The sequence below is a fragment of the Rhodococcus sp. C3V genome (assembly GCF_029269915.1).
GTDB classification, from domain to species: Bacteria; Actinomycetota; Actinomycetes; order Mycobacteriales; family Mycobacteriaceae; genus Rhodococcus_F; species Rhodococcus_F qingshengii.
Genome location: NZ_JARJBE010000003.1, coordinates 349,143 through 375,089, shown reverse-complemented (window position 1 = coordinate 375,089; position 25,947 = coordinate 349,143). Strand labels below are relative to the sequence as shown.

Here is a 25,947-nt window from a genome sequence, read left to right as displayed (position 1 = left end):
CGTGGACAGACTCACTACACGCACGAAGATCGTGTACGCCCTTCGCGGCGCGATCGCCATAGTCGTAGCCGTCGCCGCCGCCGTGACAATGGTTCTACGCGGTTCGGGAAATCTCGAGCAGAGCACCGACATCTTCGTCGCTGTTCCAGCCACAGCCGGTCTCATCAGCGGTGAAGCTCCGGTTCGGTACCACGGCGTCAACGTCGGCCGAATCGGCGAAATCGAATCAGGAACCGCCGAATCCGTTGTGCAGTTGCAGATTCAGACCGATGACGCGTCGAAGATTCCCGCTGACGTGGTGGCTCGCGTTGTTCCACGCACGTTCTTCGGCGACATCTACATGCAGCTCGTGGACAGTCCGAATGAGCAGGGCCAGACGACTCTGGCGGACGGAGACGAGATCCACATGGACGACGGTCCCGAAGCCGTTGCGCTCTACGACGTGTACACCAAGTTGGTGGGCGTCCTCACTGCGATGCAGCCCGAGAAGTTGCAGACAGCCCTGACTGCGCTGGGCCAGGCACTCGACGGAAACGGAGCCGAGATCGGTACCACGATAGACAATCTCAGTGCCGCGTCCGGCGTACTGACACCCGCCGCACACCAATTCCTCGAATCGACACCCGAATTCAAGTCGGTCGTCGACGCGTTGGACCGTGCGACCCCCGACATTCTCGATACCTTGGCAGCCGCCACAACTGTCTCGAACGACATGGTCGCCAACAGAGCGAATCTCGAGTCCTCGATCGGCGCGGCCGCAGTCTTCGCCGCTACCGTCGACGATTTTGTCGGGGCGAACAACCGAAACATCATCACTGTGATCGATTCCGCCGGAAAGATACTCGCAACCACCGCGGCCAATCCCGGAGGACTGCGTTCCACCCTCGCCAATGCCAGTACGTTCGGCGCCGCGGGCGCTCGAGTCTTCGCCACCGGAAAGTTCGACATCACAGCAGTTGCCACGTTCGCCGAACCGCTCCCATACACGGGTGATGATTGCCCGCAGTACGGTGACTCGCGCGGAGCACAGTGTTCGGGCTCCAACCTGACGCCTGAACAACCCGTCAGTGCCCCGGTCGTGGGCGGCGTAGCCGAAGCGGCCCCCCTGCGGTACCTCGAAGATCAACTACTGGGCGGATCGCCGGAACCCTCGGATACCCCCAACCCGGCAACAACACTGATGTTGGGGCCGATGGTCAGAGGTAACGAGGTGACCGTCCCGTGAAGGTCCGTCCTGGCCAGGTAATTCGGTTGTCACTCTTCTGTCTCACCGGCGTCGCCTGCGCGTCGTTCGTGGCGAACACGTTGTCGGTCCCGGTTCGCGGAAGCACCGATTCGTACTCGTTCGAGTTCACCGACGTCGAAGGACTCAACCCGGGCAACCCGGTCACCATGTCGGGTGTGCGTATCGGCCGCGTGGACTCGGTTGCGTTCGCCGACAACGGAGGCGGGACGAGCAAGGCGATCGTCGACGTCGAAATCGAGTCGCGATATTCCCTCGAGTCGGATGTCCGTGCCGCCGTGCGCTACGGCGACATGCTCGGTGCTCGATATCTGGCACTGACGCAAGACGACAGCGCAACAACGGTATCCGCACGACAGCTCGAACCAGGTGACACGATACCGCTGGCGCAGACAACACCGCCGATCAACTTGACGGCCCTGATGAACGGGTTCAAACCGTTGTTCGCCGCGCTGCAGCCCGAGCAGGTCAACACGCTCACGCGAAGTTTTGTCGAAACCTTCAACGGCCAGGGCCAGGCAATGACCACCCTGCTCGACCAGATCGCGACCATGAGTTCCGGCCTGGTCGACCGTCAGGACGTCTTCGCGCAACTACTCACGAACATGAACACTCTTCTCACCTCCGTCGACGAGCGTCAACCCGAATTAGTCGGTCTGTTGGACGGTTTGAACGATCTGAGTACTTCCGTCGTCGGGCAGAACGATCAACTGGTCTCGCTCTTGGATCAGGGAAACCGCACTGTCTCGTCGTTGGCTCAGATCATGGCCGGGTCGAACGGCGCATTCGGTCAGACCGTGCAACAACTCGAAAGTGTCACCGGGAGTTGGATTGCGAGCACCTACGAGTTCAACAGACTTCTCGTCAACCTTCCCCAGTTCGCCGACGCCGCCAACCGGATCGGAAGTTACGGAAGTTTCATCAGCCTGTATCTGTGCAATTTCACTCTGAAGGCAGGCGACATGGAAGCCAACATCTTCGGTCCGACACACTCGCCGGTGTGCTCATGATGTTCCTGGTCAAGCTGATCGACGTGTTCGTCGGCATCATGCTCTTCCTGTTCAAAGGGGATCGCCGTCGCAGCGGTAGCGGCACCGCTCTCGCCCTGGGCAGTCTCGGAATCTTCGTTCTGGTGGTGGGGCTCGGCGCCGCCTTGGGCATTCCGAAGCTCTGGTACAACGTACGCACGTCGGCATACACAGCGGAGTTGGCCAATGCCAGCGGGCTTTCCGACACCGATCCGGTTTACGTGGCCGGGGTTCCCGCGGGCCGAGTGGATTCGATCGACCTTGCCGGCGACCACGTCGTCGTCAACTTCCGCTTGGACAAGGACCAGCCTTTGGGAAACCAGAGCACGGCGACGGTCAGGCTCAAGACGGTCCTCGGCAAGCGCTACCTGGAGATCGTGCCGGCCGGAGTGGTCGACGACTCCGAGGCGCGGGTCATCCCGCTCTCCCGCACAACCGTGCCGTACAGCCTCGACGACGTCAGCAGTGATGCCACCACTGCGGCAACAGGCGTCGACCTACAGGCGATGGAGTCCATGATGAACACCCTTTCGCAGGTGATTCCCACTGATTCCGATCAGGTGGGCCGGGCTCTGGCCGGAATCAGCGGCGCCTCGGCGGCTTTCGCGCAGAACAGTGAACAGATCGACCAGATTCTCATCACGTCTCGTGAGCTGTCGGACATGGCTGCGGCACAAACCGATTCGATCGTCGGTACTGCGGCCAATGCTCAGACGATCGTTCGAACTCTTGCGATGCGCAAGGACGCACTGACTCAGCTGGTCGACAACCTGACAATCATCATCTCGAAGCTCTCCACCACTTTCGTCGATCGTCAGGACGAGTTCGGAGCCATGACCGACAACCTCGTCGCGGTCACCACCACGCTGAAGAACAACGCAGATCAGATCGACCTGCTGTTGACTCGTCTTCCTTCCGCGCTGCGTTCGGTCACCGATTCAACCGGCACCGGCAATTGGACCGACGTCAACGCGCCGGCGGCCGTGATCCCGGACAATCTGCTCTGCGCGCTCGGCATCATGGAGGGCTGCAAGTGAATACACGAAAAGCCGTCACGGCCATGCTGGTAGTGACCTTGGCGATCGCCCTGCCCGGTTGGTACATATTCGGACGAACAGATCAGTCCAAGACCGTCTACGCCGATTTCAGCTACGTCGGCGGAATCTACGAGGGAAGCAAGGTCACCGTCCTCGGAGTCGGCGTCGGGACGGTCACGTCGGTGGAACCTCGCGGAACTTCTGTTCGAGTAGCGATGTCGATGCCCGACTCCGTGGACCTGCCCGCCGACGCCTCGGCCTATGTCCTCAATCCATCGGTGATCAGCGATCGACACATCGAACTCGGCCCGGCGTACACCGGCGGAGAGACACTGAAAGACGGCGACCAGATTCCGATCGAACGTGCCCACTCCCCCATAGATTTCGACGGCTTGATGGGAAGCGTCAGCACTTTGGCCGACGCATTTGCCGGGGATGGGGGCAATCTCGGCGATCTCGTGAGCCGCGGCGCCGCCGGGTGGCAGGGCCAGGGCGATCAATTCAACACCGCAATTCGCAATCTCAGCACGGCAACCGGAGTTGTTGGCGCTCGGTCGGAAGACATCGGTGCCCTTGTCGACAATCTCAACACTTTGATGAATGCTCTGGACGCACGGCAGGTCAGCCTCGACGAACTTGTCGGCGACCTCGGCGTCCTGGGTGATCAATGGGCGAGCCAGAACATGGACATCTCACAGCCTCTGCAGGATCTGCAGGTGGTCTTCGACCAGTTGAACAGTTTCATGACAACTCACGGCGATGATGTCGGTGCCATAGCCGACAACGTGCGAGTTCTCGGTGACACTCTGGCTGCCAAAGAACCCGGCCTCGCCGAGTTCATGGACCTGGTGCCGTTGATGATGCAGAACCTCTCCCAGACAATCGGTCCTGATCAGCGCGGGCGCATTCGGCTCAACGTCTCGACTGCATTGACTCAGTTCGCGGTGGCGAAACCGCTGTGCGACACCTACAAGTTGCCGATCTGCACCGGAGCCGGGTTCACGAATCCGATTTCCTTCCCCCTCAGCACTTCTGATCCGCTCGGCATCGCCTCCGCGATTTCCGGCGGAGCCGTCCCCGGAGGTGGCAATTGACGCGGCAATCGGTTCGAATAATCGCCGGTATCGTGATCATCGGTGTGGGTTCTGCGGCCGTGCTCGCCTTCGGCGGCTGTAGCGCAGGCATTCAAGACCTACCCCTGGGTCGTTCGGCCGACGGTGACGCGTACAACGTGGCGCTGCAGCTGGCCGGCGCCGACGGCCTGGTGTTGGGAGCAGACGTCCGCAGCGGCCAGAAAGTCATCGGTCGAGTATCCGCGCTGTCAGCCGATGTCGTCGGAGCCGATGTGACTCTGAGTCTGGACGCCGCGACGCCATTGCCCGACAACGTCGAAGCTTCCGTCGAACTCCCGTCCGCACTTGGCAATCCGTTCATCAGACTCTTGGTGCCGGAAGTTCCGTCCGGCTCCACGCTCAGCGACGGAGACACAATTCCGGAGTCTCGCACCGAGATCGGTCCGCAGGTCGAAAGTGCGCTTGCCACCCTCGGCACGGTTCTGACCGGAAGCGGCATCGACCAACTCGATACCGTGGTGCGCGAGCTGAACACCGCGTTTTCCGGGCGCTCCGGTGAAGTTCGTTCTCTGACCGAGACCCTCACCTCGCTCATGGCAGAGGCAAGCAGTCACCGCAGCGAGTTCGACGAGGCCGTCGACCTCGCTGCCCGGGTCTCCTCCCAACTGGCCGGCCAACGCGTAGTTGTCGACAACTACCTCGATTCCGTTCCACAGGTGGTGTCGATTCTCGTGGGACAGAAGGATCAGATTGCGAGCCTGTTGAACTCGACCGTTCAGCTCGCCACCAACGCAAACACCATTCTCGACTCGTCTCCCAACGGCCTCGACGCGATGCTGCACGATGCGTCGACCGTTGTCGGGACTCTGGATTCGTTCAACTCGGAGATCGGCCAGACGCTGACGAACATGAACGGGTTGCTCGAAAACTTCACCGGTGCAGTGCAGGGTGACTACCTCGTTTTCGACGGCGCCCTGGATATTCCGGGAACGATCGACAAGCTCTGGAGCGGCGGTATGGCCGGTCAATCGATCGCACCAGCGGGAACTCTCACCGATCTACTTCAGGGAGGTCCGCGTTGAGTCGCCTTGCGCTTGTTCAACTTGTCCTGTTCGCTCTGATCGCTGCTGTGGTCATCCCTTTCGGGATCGTCTACGTGGTCGGCCCTCAGGGTTTCGGGGGTCAAATCCGGCTGCACGCCAACATGTCCGACGCCTTCGGACTGACCAAGGGCACGGTCGTCACGTATCGCGGCGTACAGGTGGGGAAAGTGAGTGAAGTCGAACTCGACGCAGGCACCCGCACGGCTCGGGTGGAACTCTCACTCAACGACAACACCGAGATACCTACCGACAGCGTCGCCAAGGTGACGATGGGGACCGCAGCCGGAATTCAGAATGTCGACATCTACCCCAACACAGACCACGGCCCGTATCTTAGGGACGGCGACGAGATCGCCATGCCCGCGGATCAGCAACCGGTCCAGATGAGCCAGTTGATGCTTCAGGCGTCCGGTGTCTTGGAAGGGATTGATCCACAAGCGATCAGCGACATCGGGACCGAGCTGGGGAATTCGTTCAACGGGCTCGGCCCGAGCTTGGCGACGATGATCGACAACGGTGGGACCATGTCGGCGCAGTTGAACGACCAGTCGGCCGAACTCGCTGCGCTGCTGTCGCGAACCTCCACGTTGGTGGACTCCATGGCGACACAATCGGATTCGTTCGTCCGGGGAATGGCAGCTGCCAAGAACTTCACCGAACAACTCGAATCCAACGCGCCGGTGCTGATCTACCTCACCGATCATTCGCCCGCCGCCCTGAACAGCGCTCAACAGTTGTTCGACAAGTACCACAACACTTTCGGAGCGGTCCTGGCCAATCTCGTCACTGTCGCACCGATCATCTCCGACCGCACAGACGCCCTGGAAACCGGACTTGTCACGATTCCTGAAGGTCTCGCCAAACTGGCATCCATCGTCAAAGGCGATCGCGCCGACTTTGCCTTGGTTGCGACCCAGGGGCCGGTCTGCAACTACGACACCCCTCGGCGTGAGGTCGGCGATCTGTCTCCCACCAGTCCGAGTCTGGCGATGTACTGTCCCCCCGCCGACGACCTCGTCCAACGCGGAGCACAGAATGCTCCGCGTCCGAACGACCTCGGTTTGCAGAACTCGACCGTCCCGGGCACTCCGATCGGACCGCCCGTCGTCGCAGATCCGATTCTCGTCCCGACCGGAGTCGACGCCCTGAACTACTGGAGATTGATGTTGGAAGGACTGGGAAATGGCACACGGTGACAACGCACTACTCGACGAGACAGAAGCCGAGGTGGCCGAACATCCGACTTCTCCGTCGCTACTTCACCGCCTGAAGGAGCCACGCAACGCACTGATCTCACTAATGGCGGTAGCGCTGGTCGCAGCATTGGCGGTGCTCGGATTCCAGATGTACTCGGCGAATCAGGAAGACACGCTGCGGCAGGAGGCTTTGGACACCGCGCGGGATTACTCGACCATCATGTCCTCCTTCGACTATCAGAACCTCGATGCCAACAAAGACAGCATTGCCTCGATGTCGACCGACGAGTTTGCCGGCACCTACCGAACAATGGTCGATTCACTTCGCGAAGTCGTTGCCGGGGGCCAAGGCCAGGCGAGCGCGACGGCGACAGACGTCGGTATCGAATCGCTGGACAATTCGTCGGCCAAGTTGCTCGTGTTCGTCGACCAACAAGCCAAGAATGTCGCAGCGCCAGAGGGAAACACACAGAAGTACCGCATGGTCGTGTCCCTGGTCCGCTCGGACGACCGGTGGCTCGTGAGCAACGTCGAGACCAAGTAACTCACCACACGCGGAGGAAGATCCATGCCCACTCACTACCTGGATTCGGAAAAGTCCGAGTCGTCGCTTCGCACCGATCAGACACGCATCACCATCACGGCCGAGCGTAGACGGTGGGCACGTAAGCCCGCACACATCACCGACGCACTCGATTTCTGGTCGTTCGCCGGAGCCGCTGCCAACGTCATCCTGCAACTCGGTTGGCCCGAGGTGGCGTACGGCGTCATGGAGAGCAAGGTCGAATCGGGTGCTCTGACAGCGCATCCGTGGAAGCGTGCACGAACCACGACGCAGTACCTGACGGTCGCGATCCTGGGTGACGAGGAAGAGCGAAAGGCTTACCGCGAGGCCGTGAACTCGGTGCACCGACATGTGAAGTCGGATTCAAACAGCCCGGTCAAGTACAACGCCTTCAATCGCGAACTCCAATTATGGGTTGCTGCATGCCTGTTCATCGGTTTCGAGGACAGTCATCAGTTGCTGCACGGCAAGATGTCCGAAGAACAGGCGGAGTCGTTCTACAAGTCCGCGTCAACTTTGGGAACGACGCTGCAGGTCACCGAAGAGATGTGGCCGGCCACACGTGCCGACTTCGAGCGCTACTGGAACCTCGGTTGCGAACGCGTCGTCATCGACGAACGCACCAAGCAGTACCTGATCGACTTGGTCAACCTACAGATGATCGCGTGGCCGATACGCCTGGTGTTCCGAAACTTGTTGCGGTTCCTGACGGTCGGATTCCTTCCACCGATCTACCGCGACCAACTCGATCTCGAGTGGACCGAAGACGACCGCCGCCGGTTCGAACACCTCTTCATTTTCGTGTCGTTCGTCAACAGGTTCATCCCACGCTCCGTTCGTCAGGCCGGCAACACCATTCAGATGCGCGACATTCGCCGCCGGATCAAGGCGAGCAAGAATCTCGTCTGAGCCAGCGGCGCGTTATTCGTTGTCAATTCTGCTGCCCTACAGGTAAATCGGGCCGGTCGGTCGACAACAGATCACGGCTGGACATGGGTTCCAGCACGACTGAAAACCGGGTCGAAAAGCCGACAAACCGGGCTGATTGAGTGTCACATTCGCCGCATATCGACGCCGTCGAGGCACGTTTCAGGTGACTTACATCACATTTTATCTCGTTTATGTAACGCCGGGAGAGGTGGCGTATCGCCATGCGACCTGGGAAAACACTCTTTGATGCATTTCTGTTGCACAAATATGTGTCGACACGCCGACCCGTGACCAATCCGTAATCATCTCTTATGGTTGGTGACAGCCCGATCAACCGGGCATTACCGAATCGCCACCGCCCGTCCCACCCCGCGGTTCGGACTCGACAACATTCCTAGTGGTGGGAGCGGAGCTGAGACGGTCACCGTCCTCCGTCGGCGGGACTCGAGAGGATTTACCAAAAATGACCAAGACCACCGTTACCCGTGCACTTGCCTCTGTCGCCGCAGCCGGAGCCCTCGCAGCCGGAGCCCTCGGATTGAGCGCAGGCACCGCATCCGCAGCCACCCACGACTGGTCGGGTGTCGCAGAATGCGAATCTTCGGGCAACTGGGCCGCGAACACCGGAAACGGCTACTACGGCGGACTCCAGTTCAGCCAGAGCACGTGGGAGGCCTACGGCGGAGCGGGCAGCGCCGCCAACGCCAGCCAGGCAGAACAGGTCCGCGTTGCTGAAAACGTCCTTGCCGGTCAGGGCGCCGGCGCGTGGCCGGTGTGCGGACAGTACCTCCGCTGACCCCAGTTCGAGTAGTGCGTCACTGCCCGGTGTTCGTCGAGAATTCGACGGGCCCCGGGCAGCGTCGCACTAGCGACCTTCATGCCCCGCCTGATCCGGCCCCTCCGCCGCTGCTGTTGAAAGACATTACGGCGGTACGTGATCCGTCGGGATGACGCGGAGCGAGCGAGGTGTACTGACTCGCCTTCCGATCACGCATCAGCCCTCGGAGAGCCATCCACAATTTTTGGGCCGCCCTCGCCAACCGGTTGTGAGAACTGACCGGCGCAGCCTTAGAAGCGTACGGGATGGGGTCCTTACGCACGTAGTGCTCCATAACCCCAGCGTAGCCGTGTTTCGATGCCGAAATGTTCGTTTTCAATCGCTACCTCGCATCCCTCACGGCGACCGAACAAATCGATCCGGCGCACTCGATGGCCCATCCTTGACCAGGCGTGCAAACCGGTCGGGTAAATCGCGTGGCCCGAACACTTCTCGACCACTGTGTGACAAGAGGCGGTCAACACTCCACCACTCGAAGTGCTCGACCAGCTCGGCGGCCAGCGCTTCGCGCCCCAACGACCCACAGGGCTCGAATGCGGTCGCCACCGGCACGAGGAAGTAGTCGTTGATCGCACCGCCCCAACCCGGCAATATCGCCGGGTCACGGATCTCCTCATGCCACACATGGGTGGCTGCGCCGTAGTCGCGCAAGCCGATCTCCTCGTCCAATTCGCGCGCGAGCGCCTCGGACGGGGTTTCGTCTCCTTCCAAGCCTCCGCCCGGAGGACACCAGACCGTCAGCCCTCCCCCTGGCGCGATGAATCGGTAAAGCAGAAGACGGGACTGGTCGTCAACGACCAACCCCCTGGCCGAATGCCTCAGACGCATGAGTGCCACTGTAAGCCAGCAGGTCAGGCCATAACGGCCAACTCCGGCAGTCCGGCAACCACAACCGCGAGGTTGTATCCCGACATCCGCAGTTCTCCGTTGTCTCCGGTCCTCGCGTACTCCGCATGCCCGAACGCCCGCACGTGTTTCACTCCATCCGGGGTGATCCCCTCGGCCGTGGACAACCGATGGAACTCGGTGCGCGTCGGATCGCCACCGAAACGGCCGAACCCCGCGATACTGTCGCCTTCCGCTTTCATGACGTAGACGTGCCGGTCGGCGATACCGAGGTCCGACTCCACCTTGGCTCGCACCCCGGGTGAACCGTAGAACACCACGTCGTCGACCGCTGCGCTTGCCCCGCGTTGCAGCGCAAGAGAAGTCGCGAGGGATCCGTAGGAGTGGCCCAACGCGGTGATATGGACTCCGTCGTTGACCGACGCGGCACGAAGACCGTGAAAGAAGCTACCCAATGCGTCGGCGGCTATGCCTGCTTTGGACGATCGACTGACGTCGAAGCTGGCCCGACCGATGTCGAACTTTCCCGGCCCGATCACCTGTGGCGCGTCGTATCCGATCCAGGCGATGGTGGCCACGCTTTCCTTTCGGCCGGCCAGTTCGAGTTGCCGCATCGCCTCGGCTCGTAATCGCGTTGCCTCTCCGACCATTCCGCGCATCGAGTCCTTGACGTTGGTGTTCAGTCCGGGAATCGTCACGGAGATGTGATCCGCTGTGTCCGGATCCCCGATCGCAATTGCAGCGAAGCCTCGTTCGCCCGAGCGCATGTCCATGAGCAGTAACCGTCGATCAGGTTCGGCGCGAAACAACTCGTCGAGCGCGTCCAGATCCTCGAGTTTGCGTTCGGCGTACCACTGGCCTGCCCCGGTGTTACTCAGTCTGCCGCCGAAGAACTCGCGGTGAAGTTCTTGCGATATTCGGACTGAATCATCTTGCAGCCGTGCTCGTTCCGATTGAATTCGATCGAGGTTGGCCGGGCTGCGAATCGCAGCAGGAATGCCGTCGAGGTTGGCGATCAGGCCTGGTGCATGACGCAACATCTGACGCTGCCGATCAGGGCTGAACGCTCGCCACTCCTCCCCCACACGCACAGCTTTGTCACGGAGGTCGGTGCCGACCTGAGACCGCAGAGACAACGCATGATGAAGATCCGCGCTGACCAACAGTGCCTCACCGATCAGTTCTCGAACTGCGACCTCGAGCAACTGGGCGTGCACGTGGAGCGGGTGACCGTCGGCGATGGGCGCAACGGCAGAGACGGTTCCATCCTGACGAATATGCAAGTCGTCGGCGACGGCCTCTTTGCGCAGCGTATCCAGGCGTCGACGGATGTCGCGAACGCGGTGAGCGACCAGAACGCCTTCCAACCCAGCAGACAGTTGATCCAAGGCTTCGACGTCCCATACGTCGATATCTGTGAGATCCACTCGGGTCAGGACGAACGAGCAGCGATCCGAGCCTGTACTTCCGGGCGACGCAACGGAGGGACGGTCTGAGGTGGCTGTCTGCGAGGCGGCAACGCACTGAGCAGGCGCGTCGTCGTTTCGGTCACCTCACGCACCGCCTGTTCGAAGGCGTCTCGGTTCGCGTCGGACACCTTGGCTATTCCGCTCACCTTACGTACGTATTGGCGAGAGGCCGCCTCGATCTCCTCCGGCGTAGCAGCGGGCTCGAGTCCACGAAGTTCAGTGATGTTTCGGCACATAATTCGACGATAACCCTGCTCACCGACGCCGTCACGGTTCGATACATCAATGTATCCAAACTGCCACGCAGATCCGGGCATCACGGTAGTTTCAGTGAAATTCCCCCAGTGACTGGAAGTAGCCACTAACTCATGGACTCTGCACTCACCTCCGTCGGCCTACCCGCCGCACTCGCCATCATCATGTTCGGCCTCGGGCTTTCCTTGACGGTCGGAGATTTTGCCCGCGTGGCAAAAGCGCCGAAAGCCGTCTCGATTGCCCTGATCTGTCAGTTGTTGTTGCTCCCGGCCGCGGCCTTCGGTCTGGTCACGTTGTTCGACCTCGACCCACTGCTCGCTGTCGGCATGATGCTCCTCGCCGCATCACCGGGCGGCACCACGGCAAACCTGTTCAGCCATCTGTTCCGCGGCGATGTCGCTCTCAATGTGACACTCACTGCGGTCAATTCGGTGATAGCGGTGGTCACCCTTCCGCTCATCACCAACTTCGCGTTGGGCTACTTCGAACCCGAGGACGCGGACGGCACCCTCGGACTGCAGTTCACGAAGGTACTTCAGGTCTTTGCCGTCGTACTGATTCCTGTCGCCCTCGGAATGTGGGTTCGATTGCGCTCGAGCGCCTTTGCCGAGCGCATGGACAAGCCCGTCCGCATCGGATCCGCGGTGGTTCTGGCACTGGTGATCGTCGGAACGGTTGTTTCCGAGCGCGAGAACATCGCGGACTATCTCGTCGACATCGGCGTCGTCGCTGCCTTGTTCTGCCTACTGAGCCTCTCGATCGGTTACGTCGTTCCCCGGATATTCGGCATCGAGGATCGTCAGGCCATCGCCAGTTCCATGGAAATCGGCATCCACAACAGCACGTTGGCGATCACCATCGCCGTCAGTCTCCTCGACAACGTGCAATTGGCAGTGCCGGCCGCGGTGTACGGCGTTCTGATGTTCCCGCTCGCTGCAGCCTTCGGCGCCGCCATCACCCGAAAGTCACGGACCATGGCCGAAATCGACTAATATCAGGCGGTTTTCGATATAGGTGATCTGGTATCGCCAACCCTACGATCGATACGGACTCAGACCGAAGGGTATCGAAAAAATGCTGACCAACACACCTACCGTGCCGGACGAACGCGTCTGGCAAGAGCTAGTCGACGCACTTACCCGTCGCCAATTCGGCATCGGAGCCGGGATGGCAGCAGTCGCAACTATTCTGTCGTCCTGCAGTTCCAGCGACGGTTCAGGCACCGATGATGACGCTCAAATGCGCACCGTCACCACGCCGTTGGGGACCTACGACATACCTACCAACCCGAAGCGGGTCTTGGCCGTCGACGCCCGAACCGACCTCGAGCTCGCCATTGCCCTGGAACTACCGGTGTTCGGATACAACATCTCGCCCGTCACCAAGTGGGTTCCCGCCGACGGCTCGGCCGAATACCTCAGCGACAAGCCCAATCTGGAGCAGATCCTCGGACTCGCACCCGATCTCATCATCTGCGTCAACGCCGACAACGAGTACTGGCCCGCTGCAAAGCTCCAAGCCATCGCTCCTGTCCTGACGACCGAATCGAAGCAGACGTGGCGGGAGAACCTGACCCGGCTCTCCGATTGGCTGGGCCGAACACCCACCATGGATCGCCTGATCACCGATTACGACGCTCTGATCACCGACATTCGCACTCGACACGCTTCGGCGATCGCGGGCAAAACCGTCGCAAGCTTGTCCTACAGTCCGGACAAGGCCACGATCTACATCGACAGCCTGCCCGTGTCGGAGGAAACGGGAAAGAAGAATCGTCAACCCACCGACATGACGCTCGCCGATATCGGCGGAAGAACATTGAACACAACCGGTTTCGACAATCAGGGACGACTGAGCATCGAAGAGATGGATCGTCTGCAAGACTGCGACGCGTTCATGGTTTCTGTCACCGACAGCAGTGACACCACCTTCGATCAACTCTCGGACAACAAGTTGTGGCAACGACTTCCGGCTGTGCAGGCCGGGAACGTCGCCGTTCTGCAAGGAAGTACGTACTACGGGTCCATCTACACCAACATGTACGTGGCCAAGGGCTGGGACGATCTCTATTCGACGCTCGACTGATCAGCCTTGTCCGTGGAAATGCCGGCCGCTCCCGCGCGGTCGGCTTTTCACGTTTCGAGGTCGATGCCCAACGCTCCGGAGAGGGTCCGCAGACAGATCACTCTCAACTCTTCCTGCGGTATGGAAGGTTGATCGAGCCAGTCGAGGCAGACAGCTCGGACGAACGCGATCCATCCCCGAACTGCAACGGCAGCGAGCTGTCTTCTTTCGCCCTCGAATCCCAGTGCATCGAGGATTCGAATCTGCTGCTGTTCGAGTTCGCGCTCGACAATCGCCCGGATACCGGCCTCGGCCGACAGCGTCCCGACGTTGATGGCGCGCACTCCCCTGCTGTGCGACTTCACGTACGCGAAGTAGGCGTCCAACCCGGCTGCCACCTGTTCGCGCACCGGTAGCGTCGCATCGGGTGCGGTCACCTCGAGCAGGTGCTGCGATTCGCGCTCGACGATTGCGGCGAAGAAGTCTCGCTTGGTCGGAAAATAGTGGTACATCAACCCGCGCGAGACGCCCGCAATCTCGGCGACCTCTTCGATCCACACATCCTCGTACGAGCGATCGGCAAAAAGTTGCGCGCCGATGTCGAGCAACTGCGTGCGCCGCTGCTCTCGGTCCAGGCGTTTTCGTGGTGCGACCATAGGCAAGTCAGATTACTACTTGACACCGATTCAGTAAGGCGTACTTTGCGTACTAGACATCAATTCAGTAAGCGATCTCACCCCGGGGGACACACAATGAGCGTCGACACCACTCCAGAGGCGACGACCGATGCTCGGATCCCGCATCCGGCGTGGCGCCTGCCGGTCCTCGGGGACGTTCTCGGGATCAATATCCGGACACCGCTGCAGAACTCCGTGAGCATCGGCCGCGAACTCGGCCCGATCTTCGAGAGAAATGTCCTGGGAAATCGCTTCGTCTTCGCCTCGGGCGCGGACATGGTGGCAGAACTGTCCGACGAGTCCCGGTTCGCGAAGCACCTTGCACCTGGAGTCAAAGCACTCCGCGGAATCGGCGGCGACGGCCTGTTCACGGCGTACAACCACGAACCCAACTGGGGCAAGGCGCACAATCTCCTGGCACCGGCGTTCAGCCAGACTGCGATGCGCTCGTACCACCGCACCATGCTCGACGTAGCCGGCGAGTTGGTCGACCATTGGGACAGTCGTGAAAGTGACTCCCCCATCGACGTCTCCGCAGACATGACCAAGCTGACGCTGGAGACCATCGGACGCACTGGATTCAGCTACTCGTTCGACTCCTTCGAACGTGAAGAACAGCATCCGTTCGTCAAGGCAATGGTCGGCGCACTCTCCCATTCGCAGCGCACGACGTTCCTGAAGTCGACCGCCCTCGGGCGAGTGCTCGCACGTCGCGCCGATCAACGTGACGAGGTCCGCAAGGCGTACATGGCCGAGGTTGTGGACGAAGTGATCCGTGCCCGGCGGACAAGTACCGAACCGGGGCCCGAAGATCTTCTCGAACTGATGCTGCGGGCGGCACGCGAGAACGATCCCAACCGTATCGACGAACTGAACATCCGCCATCAGGTCGTGACCTTCCTCGTCGCCGGACACGAAACGACCTCCGGCGCATTGTCGTTCGCGCTGTACTACCTGTCACGAAACCCTGACGTGCTGGCCAAGGCGCAAGCCGAGGTCGACAAGGTATGGGAGGGCGAGGAGCCCGCCTTCGAGAAGATCGCGAAACTTCGATACGTACGACGCGTCCTCGACGAATCATTGCGTCTGTGGCCGACCGCTCCCGCCTACGGGCGCGCGGCGCTCGAAGACACGACGCTCGTCGGCAAGTATCCGATGAAGAAGGGCGATTGGATGCTCGTGCTCATCCCGTCACTTCATCGTGATCCGGTGTGGGGCAACGATCCCGAGGCGTTCGATCCGGATCGCTTCCTGCCTGCCAACATCAAAGCCAGGCCAGCGCACGTGTACAAGCCATTCGGAACGGGTGAACGCGCCTGCATCGGAAGACAATTCGCCATTCACGAAGCGGTCCTCGTGTTGGGCACCATCTTGCAGAAATACACGATCGAGGCCGATCCGGACTACGAGTTGAAGGTAGCCGAACGGCTCACCCTGATGCCCGAAGGCTTCAACTTGACGGTCCGCCGACGCTGACCTCGCAAAACTGCGTCGCGCAACTCGGTTGAACAGTCCCGAATGCGGTAATCCCTGAGGTGGCAGCAGCGAGCACCGGCGCACCCTGGGAGTTCACATGACAAAGAGGCCTGCAGTGGGAATCGTCTTACTCTCGGCGGCATTGGCCACGGGAGCTTGCTCGGCAAGCGTCGGGACGCCGCAAGTGGACAAGTCCGAAGTCGCAAGTCAGATCTCCACTCAACTAGCCGAGAAGATCGGCGAGCCACCCGACGACGTGACGTGTCCGGAGAACCTCGACGCCGAAGTCGGCGCATCGATCACGTGCATCCTGACCGAGCAGGGCACCGAATACGACGTCACAGCTACCGTGACCAGCGTTGACGGTGAAAGTGCGAACTTCGACATCAAGGTTGCGGATGTGCCGAACAACTAACTGCTGTGCGCCTTTATTAACCGCCGGCGGTTAATAAAGGCGCACAGCAAGGCGTCAGAGACGCTCGATAATCGTCGCGTTCGCGGTGCCGCCACCTTCACAGATGGTCAGCAAGCCGTAGCGGCCACCGGTGCGCTCGAGTTCGTTGAGCAGGGTTGCCATCAGCTTGGTGCCGGTCGCGCCGAGCGGGTGACCGAGTGCGATCGCGCCGCCGTTGACGTTGACCTTGGCCGGATCTGCACCGATCTCCTTGATCCAGGCCAGGACGACCGGGGCAAAAGCTTCGTTGATCTCGACGATGTCGATGTCCTCGATGCTCAGGCCGGCCTTCGCGAGAGCATGCTTTGTGGCCGGGATCGGCGCACTGAGCATCAAGATCGGGTCGTCGCCGCGTGCGCTGAGGTGATGAATCCGGGCGCGGGGCTTGAGGTTGTACTTCTCCACCGCTTCCGCCGACGCCAGCAGCAGCGCACTCGCACCGTCGGAGATCTGGCTGGCCACTGCCGCGGTCATGCGTCCGTCTTCGACGAGAACCTTGAGTGTCGCCATCTTCTCGAGGCTGGTCTCGCGGGGTCCTTCGTCGACGGTCGCGTCACCCATGGCGACGATCTCGTTGTCGAAACGACCCGCGGCGATTGCAGCCTTGGCGCGCTCATGGCTCTGCAGGGCCCACTTCTCGAGCTCTTCGCGGCTGATGTCCCACTTCTCGGCGATCATTTCGGCGCCCTTGAACTGCGAGACCTCCTGGTCACCGTAGCGCTCGGTCCAACCGACCGAACCCGAAGTCGGCGTGTCGAATCCGTACTGCTGACCGACGATCATCGCTGCCGAGATCGGAATCTGGCTCATGTTCTGAACGCCGCCGGCAACGATCAGATCCGCGGTGCCCGACAGGATGGCCTGAGCGCCGAAGTGCACTGCCTGCTGGCTCGAACCGCACTGACGGTCGACGGTCACCCCGGGAACGTGCTCCGGGAATCCCGCTGCGAGCCAGGACATACGGGCGATGTTGCCGGCCTGGCCGCCGATGGCGTCGACGCAACCGAAGATCACGTCGTCGACGTCACTGGGGTCGATACCGGTGCGCTCGACCAGTGCCTTGACGACGTGCGCACCGAGATCGATGGGGTGCACGCCGGACAGCGCGCCGCCCCTCTTGCCGATCGGTGTGCGAATGGCGTCGACGATGTAAACCTCGGACATAGCGTTAGCTCCTAGTTTCGTTGTGCAGCAATAGTTCTTGAAGTTGATTCAGCAATAGCGTCTGAAGTTGTGGCCGGATCGGAGAGCCCGTCGAGCACGATCGCGAGATATTGAGCCGCGACGGCGTGCGCCGAGAGGGATCCACCAGGGCGGTACCAGCGAACCGCGACCCACACGGTGTCGCGCATGAAGCGGAAGACCAATTCGACGTCGATGTCGGAGCGGAAGGTCCCGTCCGCGACGCCGGCTTCGAGGACGCCGACCCACAGGTCCCGGAATTCGGTGTTGCGCTCGGCCAGGTAAGCGAAGCGCTCGTTCCCGACGAGGTGCTTGACCTCGTCCTGGTAGATCGCCACAGCCGAATGTGAGGCGTCGATGGCCTCGTACGACGTCACGACCAGTGCTTCGAGCGTCGCGCGACTGTCCAACCCCGCCGCGACGATCTCGCGGTATTTTCCGAAGAGTTCGTCGAGGAACTGGTGCAGGATCTCGTCGACCATCGACTCCTTGGAATCGAAATGGTGATACAGGCTGCCGGACAGGATCCCGGCGGCGTCGGCGATGTCGCGGACGGTCGTCGCGCGCACTCCGCGATCGGCGAAGAGCCCCGCCGCGATCTCGAGCAGCTCGTCGCGGCGCCCGGACTTACCGTTTGATTCGTCGGAATTTCGAGGTGGCGTCATGTATTCAATCCTATCCAGGGCCTTCCCCTGTGCGCGGTCAGCGAGTCCAGGGGCTCCTTAACCGCGCACGGGGACGCTAGGCCCTCTGCGAAGAAACGGAGACGATCTCGCCGGTCATGTAGGTGGAGTAATCGCTGGCGAGCATCGCGATGACCGTTGCGATCTCCCAGACCTCCGCGGCGCGGCCGTAGGCCTCACCGGAAGCCAACTGGTCGAGCAGTTCCTCACTGGTGACCTTCGCCAGGAACGCGTGACGCGCAATGGAAGGCGAGACCGCGTTGATACGGACTCCGTACTCCGCTGCTTCGATGGCGCTACACCGAGTCAGCGCCATGACGCCGGCCTTGGCTGCGGCGTAGTGCGCCTGGGAATGCTGCGCGCGCCAACCGAGAACGGACGCATTGTTCACCAGAACACCGCCGTGGGGAACGCTCTTGAAGTACCGCAGGGCTGCGCGCGTCGAACGGAAGGTGCTGTTGAGGGTGATGTCGAGAACGCGATCCCACTGATCGTCCGTCATGTCGACGACGGGAGTTTCGCCGCCAAGGCCCGCGTTGTTGACGACGATGTCGATACGTCCCAACTTCTCGGCCGCTCCGACGAACAACGCGTCGACCTGCTCGGTGCTCGATACATCGCAGATAATCGATTCGACCTGCTGACCGGGGAATTCGGCCTTCAGCTTCTCCACCGTCTCACCGAGTCGACGCTCGTGGAAGTCGGAGACGAGAACGTCGCCGCCCTCGAGAAGCACCCTGCGCGCAGTGGAGAAACCGATGCCGGTTCCGGCTGCGGCGGTGATGATCGCCTTCTTGCCCGCGAGCAGTCCGTGGCCCGGGGTTTCCTCCGGCGCAACGGAAAGCGGGGACGCGGCTTTGGTGTCAGACATTAACGGGCCTCTCGGGGAAGACCGAGCACGCGCTCGGAAATGATGTTGCGCTGAATTTCGTTGGAGCCGCCGTAAATCGTGTCGGCGCGGGTGAAGAGGAAGAGGCGTTGCCATTCGTCGAGCTCGAGGTGCTCGGGATCGGTGATGTCCGAGGCATTGCCTTCGGAATCCGCCCACGGTGCAACCAACGACGACGCACCCTGCACGTCCATCGCCAGCTGTCCCAGATCACGATGCCAGTTGGCCCACAACAGTTTTGCGACGGACGCTTCTCCGCCAGCGGTTCCGGCGTCGACCGCGTCGAGAGTGCGCATCGCGTGGGCGCGCATCACGCGCAGTCCGACCCACGCGCGGGCGATCTTTTCGCGAATGTGCGGATCCTGGTCACTGCCATTGGCTTTCGCCAGGTCGACGACGCCTTGGAGCTCGCGGGCAAATCCGATCTGCTGTCCGAGCGTCGATACACCGCGCTCGAAGGTGAGCAGCCCCATCGCGATCTTCCAGCCCTCGCCGGGTTCCCCGACCACCAGATCGGCATCGGTGACGGCGTCGTCGAAGAAGACCTCGTTGAACTCCGATGTGCCGGTGAGCTGCTGAATGGGCCGAACTGTCACACCGGGCTGATCCAACGGGACAAGCAGGAAGCTCAACCCCTGGTGACGCTTGGAGCCCACCTCGGTGCGGCAGACCACGAAGCACCACTGCGCGACGTGAGCCAGTGAGGTCCACACCTTCTGGCCGTTGATGATCCACTTGCCGTCTTCGAGGCGTGCGGTCGTGGAGACGTTCGCGAGATCGGAACCGGCGCCGGGCTCGGAGTAGCCCTGCGACCACAGTTCACTGACCGTGTTGATGCCAGGAAGGAATCGGCGCTTCTGCTCGTCGGTGCCATACGCGATCAGCGTCGGGCCGAGCAGCTCTTCACCGATGTGGCTGACGCGAGCGGGCGCACCGGCCTTCGCGTACTCCTGATGGAAGATGACCTGCTGGGAGATGCTTGCTCCCCGCCCGCCGAACTCCTTCGGCCACCCGAGGCACGTCCACCCCGACGCTGCGAGGTGCTTGTCCCACTCGAGTCGTTGCTCGAAGAACTCGTGCTCACTGCCGGGGCCGCCCTTACCCTTGAGCTGAGCGAATTTGCCCGTCAAGTTCTCGGCCAACCACTGCGCGACCGTGGCCGCAAACTCGTCGTCCGTCATCTGCCCGTCCGGGCTCTCGCTCTGGTCCACATATGTAAGATAACCTACCAAGCACTTGCTAGGTAGCGTGTCAGGTAGGAGTCCAGTGACCGAACAACCGAGAACCATCCCATCAGCCCTCATCCGGGCCGCCGAGGAGTTCGGTGAGCGCGCGGCTATCGCCGATGGCGACACCCGACTGACCTTCGCACAGCTACATCAGCGCGTCCGCGATTTCGCCGGCGCACTGATCAACCGTGGGGTGAAGGCAGGCGACCGCGTCGTCATCTGGGCGCCCAACACGTACCACTGGGTGATCGCCCTGCTCGGCGCTCAGTACGCCGGCGCAGCCATCATCCCGATCAACACGCGCTACACCGGCACCGAAGCACTCGACATCATCGAGCGCGTCGACGCAGCTGCCCTGGTGGTCGTCGGCACGTTCCTCAAGGCCGACCGGTACCAGCAGTTGCTCGACGCCAATCCGGACCTGAGGATCCCCACCGTCATCCAGGTACCGATCGACGGGGACGACGACCGTGACGGCGTCATCGAGTTCGAGGACTTCCTCGCGCTCGCCACCGACGCCGCCCGCACCGAAGCCGACGCGCGTGCTGCGAAGGTGCAGCCAGACGACGTCAGCGACATCCTCTTCACCTCCGGCACCACGGGGCGCAGCAAGGGTGCGATCACCGCGCATCGTCAGTCCATCGCTGTCGCCAAGTCGTGGGGTGAATGCGCCGAGGTCACCGCCGACGACAACTTCCTCATCATCAGCCCGTTCTTCCACACCTTCGGGTACAAGGCCGGAATCCTGGTCTGCCTGTTGAACCGTGCGACGATCGTGCCGGTGTCCGTCTTCAACATCGACGACACCCTCGCATTGGTCAGCAGCGAGAAGATCAGCATCCTGCCTGGCGCCCCGACGATCTACCAGACCATCCTCGATCATCCCCGCCGCAGCGAATACGACCTGTCCTCGCTCCGCATCGCGATCACGGGCGCAGCACCCGTGCCGGTTGCTCTCGTCGAGCGCATGCAAGCAGAGCTTTTCGACGCCGTCCTCACGGCATACGGTTTGACCGAGGCAGTGGTCGCGACCATGTGCCGCACCGACGACGACCCGGTCACCGTCTCCACCAGTTCCGGCCGCGCGACAGCCGATTTCGAGGTCAAGATCGGCGACCAGGGTGAGATCCTGCTTCGTGGACCGAACGTCATGCTCGGATACCTCGACGACCCCGAATCCACCGCCAAGGCAATCGACGCCGACGGCTGGCTGCACACCGGAGACGTCGGAACCCTCGACGAGCGTGGCTATCTCGACATCACCGACCGTCTGAAAGACATGTACGTCAGCGGCGGATTCAACGTCTACCCCGCCGAGATCGAGGGCATGTTGGCTCGCCTGCCCGGCGTCCACGAGTCTGCTGCCATCGGCATCCCCGATCACCGGATGGGAGAGGTGGGCCGCGTCTACATCGCCCAACTCGACGGTGCCGGCCTCACCGAAGAGTCGGTGATCGCCTTCCTCAAGGAGAAGATCGCAGGCTTCAAGGTGCCCCGCGAGGTGCGCTTCGTAGATCATCTGCCCCGTAACCCTTCGGGCAAGGTCCTCAAAACGGTTCTGCGCGAGGAACAATCATGACCGTTCCCTTCGAAGCCGACGTCGTGACCTACGAGGTTCGTGACTCGGTCGCCGTCGTGACCTTGAATCGACCCGACTACCGCAACGCCCAGAACTCGGTGGTCACGTACGCCCTCGACGCGGCATTCCAGCGCGCCGTCGAAGACGACGACGTGAAGGTGATCGTCCTGGCAGGCAACGGACCTCACTTCAGTGCCGGTCACGACCTGGGAACTCCGGGACGCGACCATCACGTCGAGTACGAGAACAAGGCCACCATGTGGTGGGATCACGTCGACAAGCCAGGCGGTGACCAGCGTTTCGCCCGCGAGATGGAGGTCTACCTGGGCATGTGCCGCCGTTGGCGGGAGATCCCCAAGCCCACCATCGCGATGGTGCAAGGCGCCTGCATTGCCGGCGGGCTCATGCTCGCCTGGGTCTGCGACATGATCGTCGCGGCCGACGACGCCTTCTTCTCCGATCCCGTTGTCCGCATGGGCATCCCCGGCGTCGAATACTTCGCGCACCCGTGGATGGTCGGTTCACGATTCGCCAAGGAAATGCTCTTCACCGGCGATCGGTTCACCGCGCAACGTGCATACGAAATCGGCATGGTGAACCGCGTCGTCGCCCGCAAGCATCTCGAGAAGGAGACGTTCGAGCTCGCCGGACGTATCGCCGAGATGCCGCGCTTCGGACTGGCTTTGACCAAGAAGGCCGTCAATCAGTGCGAGGATCAGATGGGGATGCGCAACGGCATCGACTCCGTCTTCGGTCTGCATCACTTCGCTCACGCTCACAACGCCGAAGTCGGCAAAGACTCGCTTGGTGGTCTCGACGCCAAAGCTATGGCTGCCAGTGCTCGCGCACCGCAGGAAGGAACAAACTAGTGGATCTCGTATTCGACGACGCCACAACCGCATTCCGTGACGAGGTTCGCTCGTTCCTGGAAGCGAATGTGCCCGCGACTCCCCTGAAGTCGATGGATACCGCCGAAGGCTTCGAAGAGCACCGTCAGTGGGAGCACACGCTCGCCGATGCCGGCTACGCCGTCGTCTCCTGGCCCAAGGAACTCGGCGGACGCGATGCGTCCCTGCTCGAATGGGTCATCTTCGAGGAGGAGTACTACCGCTCGGGCGCGCCCGGCCGCGTAAGCCAGAACGGCATCTTCTTGTTGGCTCCCACACTGTTCGAGCATGCAAATGCCGAGCAGTTGGCTCGCATCATGCCGCGCATGGCTCGTGCCGACGACATCTGGGCCCAGGCCTGGTCCGAGCCCGAGTCCGGTTCCGACCTCGCTAGCCTGCGTTCGAGTGCGAAGAAGGTCGACGGCGGCTGGCTGCTCAACGGTCAGAAGACGTGGAGCTCACGCGCGAGTTACGCCGACTGGGGCTTCGGCTTGTTCCGCTCTGATCCGGATGCGCAGCGCCACAAGGGCATCACGTATTTCATGTTCGACCTCCGGTCGAAGGGTGTCACCGTTCGCCCGATCGATCAGCTCGACGGTGAGCCCGGCTTCGCCGAGATCTTCCTCGAAGACGTCTTCGTTCCGGACGACCCGGCCAACCCAGGTGAGTCGGGTGTGATCGGAAACGTCAACGAAGGTTGGCGGGTCGCGATGAGCACCGCGAGCAACGAGCGTGGTCTCTCGCTGCGCAGCCCCGGCCGCTTTCTCGCCACCGTCGACCGCCTGCTCGAGCTGTACAAGTCCAGCGGACGCACCGACGACAGCGCTCTGCGCAACCAGGTCGCCGACGCCTGGATCGGCGCTCGCGCTTACCAACTCAACACATTCGGCACCGTCACCCGTCTGGCCGACGGTGGACAGCTCGGCGCCGAGTCCTCGATCAACAAGGTCTTCTGGTCCGAGTGGGATATCGCCACCCACGAGACTGCTCTCGAACTTCAGGGCCCTGAAGCCGAGTTGGCCGACAACTGGATGGACGGATACCTGTTCTCCCTGTCCGGCCCGATCTACGCAGGCACCAACGAGATTCAGAAAAACGTCATCGCTGAGCGTCTGCTCGGCCTACCGAAGGCGGACCGATGAGATTCGCGCTCGACTCCTCCCACCAGGACTTCGCTGCAAGCATCGATGCGCTGCTGACCAAGTCCGACATGCCCGCCGTCATCCGTTCGTGGAACGACGGTGACACCGAGCCGGGCAAGAAGCTCTGGCAGCGCCTCGCCGAGACCGGCGTCAACGGTCTCGTCATCTCCGAAGAGCACGACGGACTCGGCGCCGACGCCGTCGACCTGGTCGTTGCGCTCGAACAGCTCGGTCGGCACGCAGTACCCGGACCGGTCGTCGAAACGATCGCCGTGGCGCCGACGCTCCTGGCTTCCGTTGCACCGGAACGTCTCTCTGCTCTCGCCGAGGGTTCGCTGGCAACCGTCGCAGCTCCCCCGCGCACACCGTTCGCGCTCGACGCCGATGCGGTGGATCTGGTTCTGCTAGCGCAGGACGGTGCCGTATCACTCGGCGTCCCTGGCGAAGCCAAGGCATCAGTGGATCTCTCCCGCAAGCTCTACGAGGTTTCCGCCGGCGAATCACTGGGCTCCGCCGACTTCTCGGCCGCCTTCGACATGGGCGCTCTTGCCACTGCCGCGCAGTTGCAGGGTCTGGGACAGACACTGCTTGAGGTCACCACCGAATACGCGAAGCAGCGCAAGCAGTTCGGCAAGGTCATCGGACAGTTCCAGGCCATGAAGCACCACCTGGCCGAGGTTGCCGTCTCCCTCGAGATGGCTCGCCCCCTGCTGCACGGCGCCGCACTGTCGGTTCGCGATCAGTCGGCCGACGCCTCGCGTGACATCTCTGCGGCCAAGGTCGCGTGCGGGGATGCTGCGTACAAGGCCGCTCGCGTCGGACTCCAGGTTCACGGCGCCATCGGCTACACGATGGAACACGATCTCTCCTTGTGGCTCACCAAGGTACGGGCGCTGCTCACCGCGTGGGGCACACCGTCCGAGCATCGCGCACGCGTCGTCGAAGCGCTGGTTGCATCATGAGCATCGACACCGAAGACCAGGCAGCATTGCGCGCATCGGTACGCGATCTCCTGAGCAAGCATTCCGACTCCGCTGCCGTCCGCGCCGCCATCACCACAGAGATCGGCTACGACGCCGCTTTGTGGAGCAAGCTGTGCGAGCAGATCGGCATCGCCGCGTTGGCGATTCCGGAGGAGTTCGACGGCGTCGGAGCAGGTTTGGGCGAAGTACACGTGGTCCAGGAGGAATTGGGCCGCACGCTGACCCCGTCACCGATGCTGGGTTCGGCGATTCTTGCCGCACAGGCACTGCTGCTTTCCGGTGACAACGACGCATGCTCGCGACTGCTGCCCGGTGTCGCGTCCGGCGAGAGCACGCTCGCTCTGTGCTGGGCAGGTGCCGCGGGTTGGAGCACCTTCGGCGTCGAGGCAACCGAAGACGCGTTGACCGGCACGGCGTCGTACGTCCTCGACGGACACGTCGCAGACACCCTGCTCGTTCTCACGGCCGACGGGTTCTACGAAGTGGATCCAGCGGCCGAAGGCGTCTCCCGCCGACGCGTCCCCACCATGGATCCGACGCGAACGCTGGCGGAGGTCACGTTCTCCGGTGTTCGTGGTCGGCCACTGGAGTGGTCCGAAGATCTGGTCGATCGGATCCGAACCGTCGTTCTGATCGCCTTGTCCGCGGAACAGGTCGGAGCGGCAGCAGCGATCGTCGAACAGACCGTGGAATACACCAAGTCGCGCAAGCAGTTCGGTCGCGCGATCGGTTCTTTCCAGGCCCTCAAACATCGGATGGCCGACATGTACACGTTGGTCGAGACGGCGCGGTCGATGACGTACGCCGCCGTGGCGACGCAGTCGGCGGACGACGCGGCAGTGGCGAAGGTCTACTGCTCGGAAGCCTTGCAGCAGATCACCTCCGAAGCGGTTCAGTTGCACGGCGGAATCGCGATCACCTGGGAGCACGACGCTCAGCTGTACTTCAAGCGTGCACACGGCAGCGCTCAGCTCTTCGGTCAGCCGAGCACCTACCTGCCGAGCCTCGCGCAGGCAGCGGGCCTCTAGGAGACGTCGGTGCTTGTTCGCTCGGGATTGCGAGCGAACAAGCACCACTGGTGCCCAGTCAGTGGAATGCCCAGCAGATTAATAGCTCTGG

General features: G+C 61.9%; 25 protein-coding genes and 1 pseudogene. 18 read left to right on the top strand and 8 right to left on the bottom strand.

What is annotated here, in order from left to right; genetic code table 11:
- Position 1: 1 nt before the first annotated feature.
- The 9 genes and pseudogenes from P3G66_RS10705 to P3G66_RS10665 form a co-directional block, all read left to right on the top strand.
- Positions 2-1,225 (top strand): MCE family protein, encoded by a 1,224-nt coding sequence (locus P3G66_RS10705; RefSeq protein WP_007734237.1) that lies wholly within the window; start codon positions 2-4, stop codon positions 1,223-1,225.
- On the top strand, positions 1,222-2,253 hold the full coding sequence (locus P3G66_RS10700) for an MlaD family protein (protein WP_064443124.1): 1,032 nt from the start codon (positions 1,222-1,224) through the stop codon (positions 2,251-2,253). Before P3G66_RS10705 ends, P3G66_RS10700 begins: the two co-directional genes overlap by 4 nt.
- Positions 2,253-3,308, top strand: coding sequence for an MCE family protein (locus P3G66_RS10695; RefSeq protein ID WP_064443477.1), 1,056 nt, complete (start codon positions 2,253-2,255; stop codon positions 3,306-3,308). The genes P3G66_RS10700 and P3G66_RS10695 overlap by 1 nt, the downstream gene beginning before the upstream one ends.
- Positions 3,305-4,402: an MCE family protein gene (locus tag P3G66_RS10690; RefSeq protein ID WP_003945762.1), complete on the top strand. Its 1,098-nt coding sequence runs from the start codon at positions 3,305-3,307 to the stop codon at positions 4,400-4,402. Before P3G66_RS10695 ends, P3G66_RS10690 begins: the two co-directional genes overlap by 4 nt.
- Complete coding sequence (locus P3G66_RS10685; RefSeq protein WP_007734227.1) at positions 4,399-5,463, top strand: MCE family protein; 1,065 nt, start codon at positions 4,399-4,401, stop codon at positions 5,461-5,463. The genes P3G66_RS10690 and P3G66_RS10685 overlap by 4 nt, the downstream gene beginning before the upstream one ends.
- The gene (locus P3G66_RS10680; RefSeq protein WP_007734224.1) at positions 5,460-6,680 is read left to right on the top strand and encodes an MlaD family protein; all 1,221 of its coding nucleotides are present in this window, start codon (positions 5,460-5,462) and stop codon (positions 6,678-6,680) included. The genes P3G66_RS10685 and P3G66_RS10680 overlap by 4 nt, the downstream gene beginning before the upstream one ends.
- Positions 6,667-7,224 carry a hypothetical protein gene (locus tag P3G66_RS10675; protein ID WP_007734217.1) on the top strand — a complete coding sequence of 186 codons (558 nt, stop codon included), beginning with the start codon at positions 6,667-6,669 and terminating at the stop codon, positions 7,222-7,224. Before P3G66_RS10680 ends, P3G66_RS10675 begins: the two co-directional genes overlap by 14 nt.
- 24 nt (positions 7,225-7,248) lie before the next feature.
- Complete coding sequence (locus P3G66_RS10670; protein ID WP_003945519.1) at positions 7,249-8,154, top strand: oxygenase MpaB family protein; 906 nt, start codon at positions 7,249-7,251, stop codon at positions 8,152-8,154.
- Positions 8,155-8,638: 484 nt separating this feature from the next.
- Positions 8,639-8,965, top strand: a pseudogene (locus tag P3G66_RS10665) (transglycosylase family protein); the annotation flags it as partial.
- Between the two features lie 384 nt (positions 8,966-9,349).
- On the opposite strand, the gene P3G66_RS10660 reads toward P3G66_RS10665, so the two are convergent.
- From P3G66_RS10660 to P3G66_RS10650, 3 genes are read right to left on the bottom strand one after another with little or no spacing between them, the layout of a single operon-like run.
- Positions 9,350-9,841 (bottom strand): NUDIX domain-containing protein, encoded by a 492-nt coding sequence (locus P3G66_RS10660; RefSeq protein WP_080961083.1) that lies wholly within the window; start codon positions 9,839-9,841, stop codon positions 9,350-9,352.
- A 23-nt stretch (positions 9,842-9,864) separates the two neighbouring features.
- Positions 9,865-11,286, bottom strand: a complete 1,422-nt coding sequence (locus tag P3G66_RS10655; RefSeq protein WP_276116525.1) for an alpha/beta hydrolase — start codon at positions 11,284-11,286, stop codon at positions 9,865-9,867.
- Positions 11,287-11,291: 5 nt separating this feature from the next.
- Complete coding sequence (locus P3G66_RS10650) at positions 11,292-11,564, bottom strand: DUF2277 domain-containing protein (RefSeq protein ID WP_003945457.1); 273 nt, start codon at positions 11,562-11,564, stop codon at positions 11,292-11,294.
- A gap of 132 nt (positions 11,565-11,696) precedes the next feature.
- Between P3G66_RS10650 and P3G66_RS10645 the strand changes: the two genes are divergently transcribed.
- The gene (locus tag P3G66_RS10645) at positions 11,697-12,575 is read left to right on the top strand and encodes a bile acid:sodium symporter family protein (RefSeq protein ID WP_003945620.1); all 879 of its coding nucleotides are present in this window, start codon (positions 11,697-11,699) and stop codon (positions 12,573-12,575) included.
- 82 nt (positions 12,576-12,657) lie between these two features.
- Positions 12,658-13,668, top strand: a complete 1,011-nt coding sequence (locus P3G66_RS10640; protein WP_064112460.1) for an ABC transporter substrate-binding protein — start codon at positions 12,658-12,660, stop codon at positions 13,666-13,668.
- Positions 13,669-13,715: 47 nt separating this feature from the next.
- On the opposite strand, the gene P3G66_RS10635 is transcribed toward P3G66_RS10640, so the two are convergent.
- Positions 13,716-14,303: a TetR/AcrR family transcriptional regulator gene (locus P3G66_RS10635; RefSeq protein ID WP_003945528.1), complete on the bottom strand. Its 588-nt coding sequence runs from the start codon at positions 14,301-14,303 to the stop codon at positions 13,716-13,718.
- Between the two features lie 96 nt (positions 14,304-14,399).
- Here P3G66_RS10635 and P3G66_RS10630 point away from each other — a divergent pair, with 96 nt between their 5' ends.
- Together P3G66_RS10630 and P3G66_RS10625 are read left to right on the top strand one after the other, a co-directional pair.
- Positions 14,400-15,800: a cytochrome P450 gene (locus tag P3G66_RS10630; protein ID WP_007734205.1), complete on the top strand. Its 1,401-nt coding sequence runs from the start codon at positions 14,400-14,402 to the stop codon at positions 15,798-15,800.
- 97 nt (positions 15,801-15,897) lie between these two features.
- Entirely contained in the window at positions 15,898-16,215 is a 318-nt protein-coding gene (locus tag P3G66_RS10625; RefSeq protein WP_020906277.1) for a DUF4333 domain-containing protein, read from the top strand.
- A 54-nt stretch (positions 16,216-16,269) separates the two neighbouring features.
- Here P3G66_RS10625 and P3G66_RS10620 read toward each other — a convergent pair whose 3' ends face one another.
- From P3G66_RS10620 to P3G66_RS10605, 4 genes are all read right to left on the bottom strand, one after another.
- On the bottom strand, positions 16,270-17,418 hold the full coding sequence (locus P3G66_RS10620) for an acetyl-CoA C-acetyltransferase (RefSeq protein ID WP_276116524.1): 1,149 nt from the start codon (positions 17,416-17,418) through the stop codon (positions 16,270-16,272).
- An 11-nt stretch (positions 17,419-17,429) separates the two neighbouring features.
- Positions 17,430-18,101 carry a TetR/AcrR family transcriptional regulator gene (locus P3G66_RS10615; RefSeq protein ID WP_003945807.1) on the bottom strand — a complete coding sequence of 224 codons (672 nt, stop codon included), beginning with the start codon at positions 18,099-18,101 and terminating at the stop codon, positions 17,430-17,432.
- A gap of 76 nt (positions 18,102-18,177) precedes the next feature.
- Entirely contained in the window at positions 18,178-18,990 is an 813-nt protein-coding gene (locus P3G66_RS10610) for an SDR family oxidoreductase (RefSeq protein ID WP_003945582.1), read from the bottom strand.
- Positions 18,990-20,219: an acyl-CoA dehydrogenase family protein gene (locus tag P3G66_RS10605; RefSeq protein ID WP_276116522.1), complete on the bottom strand. Its 1,230-nt coding sequence runs from the start codon at positions 20,217-20,219 to the stop codon at positions 18,990-18,992. The genes P3G66_RS10610 and P3G66_RS10605 overlap by 1 nt, the downstream gene beginning before the upstream one ends.
- A gap of 55 nt (positions 20,220-20,274) precedes the next feature.
- Between P3G66_RS10605 and P3G66_RS10600 the strand changes: the two genes are divergently transcribed.
- Genes P3G66_RS10600 through P3G66_RS10580 form a run of 5 tightly spaced genes read left to right on the top strand, consistent with a single transcriptional unit; the run spans position 20,275 to position 25,856 of the window.
- Positions 20,275-21,816 (top strand): FadD3 family acyl-CoA ligase, encoded by a 1,542-nt coding sequence (locus P3G66_RS10600; protein WP_276116520.1) that lies wholly within the window; start codon positions 20,275-20,277, stop codon positions 21,814-21,816.
- Positions 21,813-22,685 (top strand): enoyl-CoA hydratase, encoded by an 873-nt coding sequence (locus tag P3G66_RS10595; protein ID WP_054188068.1) that lies wholly within the window; start codon positions 21,813-21,815, stop codon positions 22,683-22,685. The genes P3G66_RS10600 and P3G66_RS10595 overlap by 4 nt, the downstream gene beginning before the upstream one ends.
- A complete protein-coding gene (locus tag P3G66_RS10590; protein WP_007734181.1) occupies positions 22,685-23,845 on the top strand; it encodes an acyl-CoA dehydrogenase family protein in 1,161 nt (386 codons plus the stop codon). Before P3G66_RS10595 ends, P3G66_RS10590 begins: the two co-directional genes overlap by 1 nt.
- Positions 23,842-24,807: an acyl-CoA dehydrogenase family protein gene (locus P3G66_RS10585; RefSeq protein WP_007734178.1), complete on the top strand. Its 966-nt coding sequence runs from the start codon at positions 23,842-23,844 to the stop codon at positions 24,805-24,807. Before P3G66_RS10590 ends, P3G66_RS10585 begins: the two co-directional genes overlap by 4 nt.
- On the top strand, positions 24,804-25,856 hold the full coding sequence (locus P3G66_RS10580; RefSeq protein WP_070161109.1) for an acyl-CoA dehydrogenase family protein: 1,053 nt from the start codon (positions 24,804-24,806) through the stop codon (positions 25,854-25,856). The genes P3G66_RS10585 and P3G66_RS10580 overlap by 4 nt, the downstream gene beginning before the upstream one ends.
- The last annotated feature ends 91 nt before the right edge of the window (positions 25,857-25,947 follow it).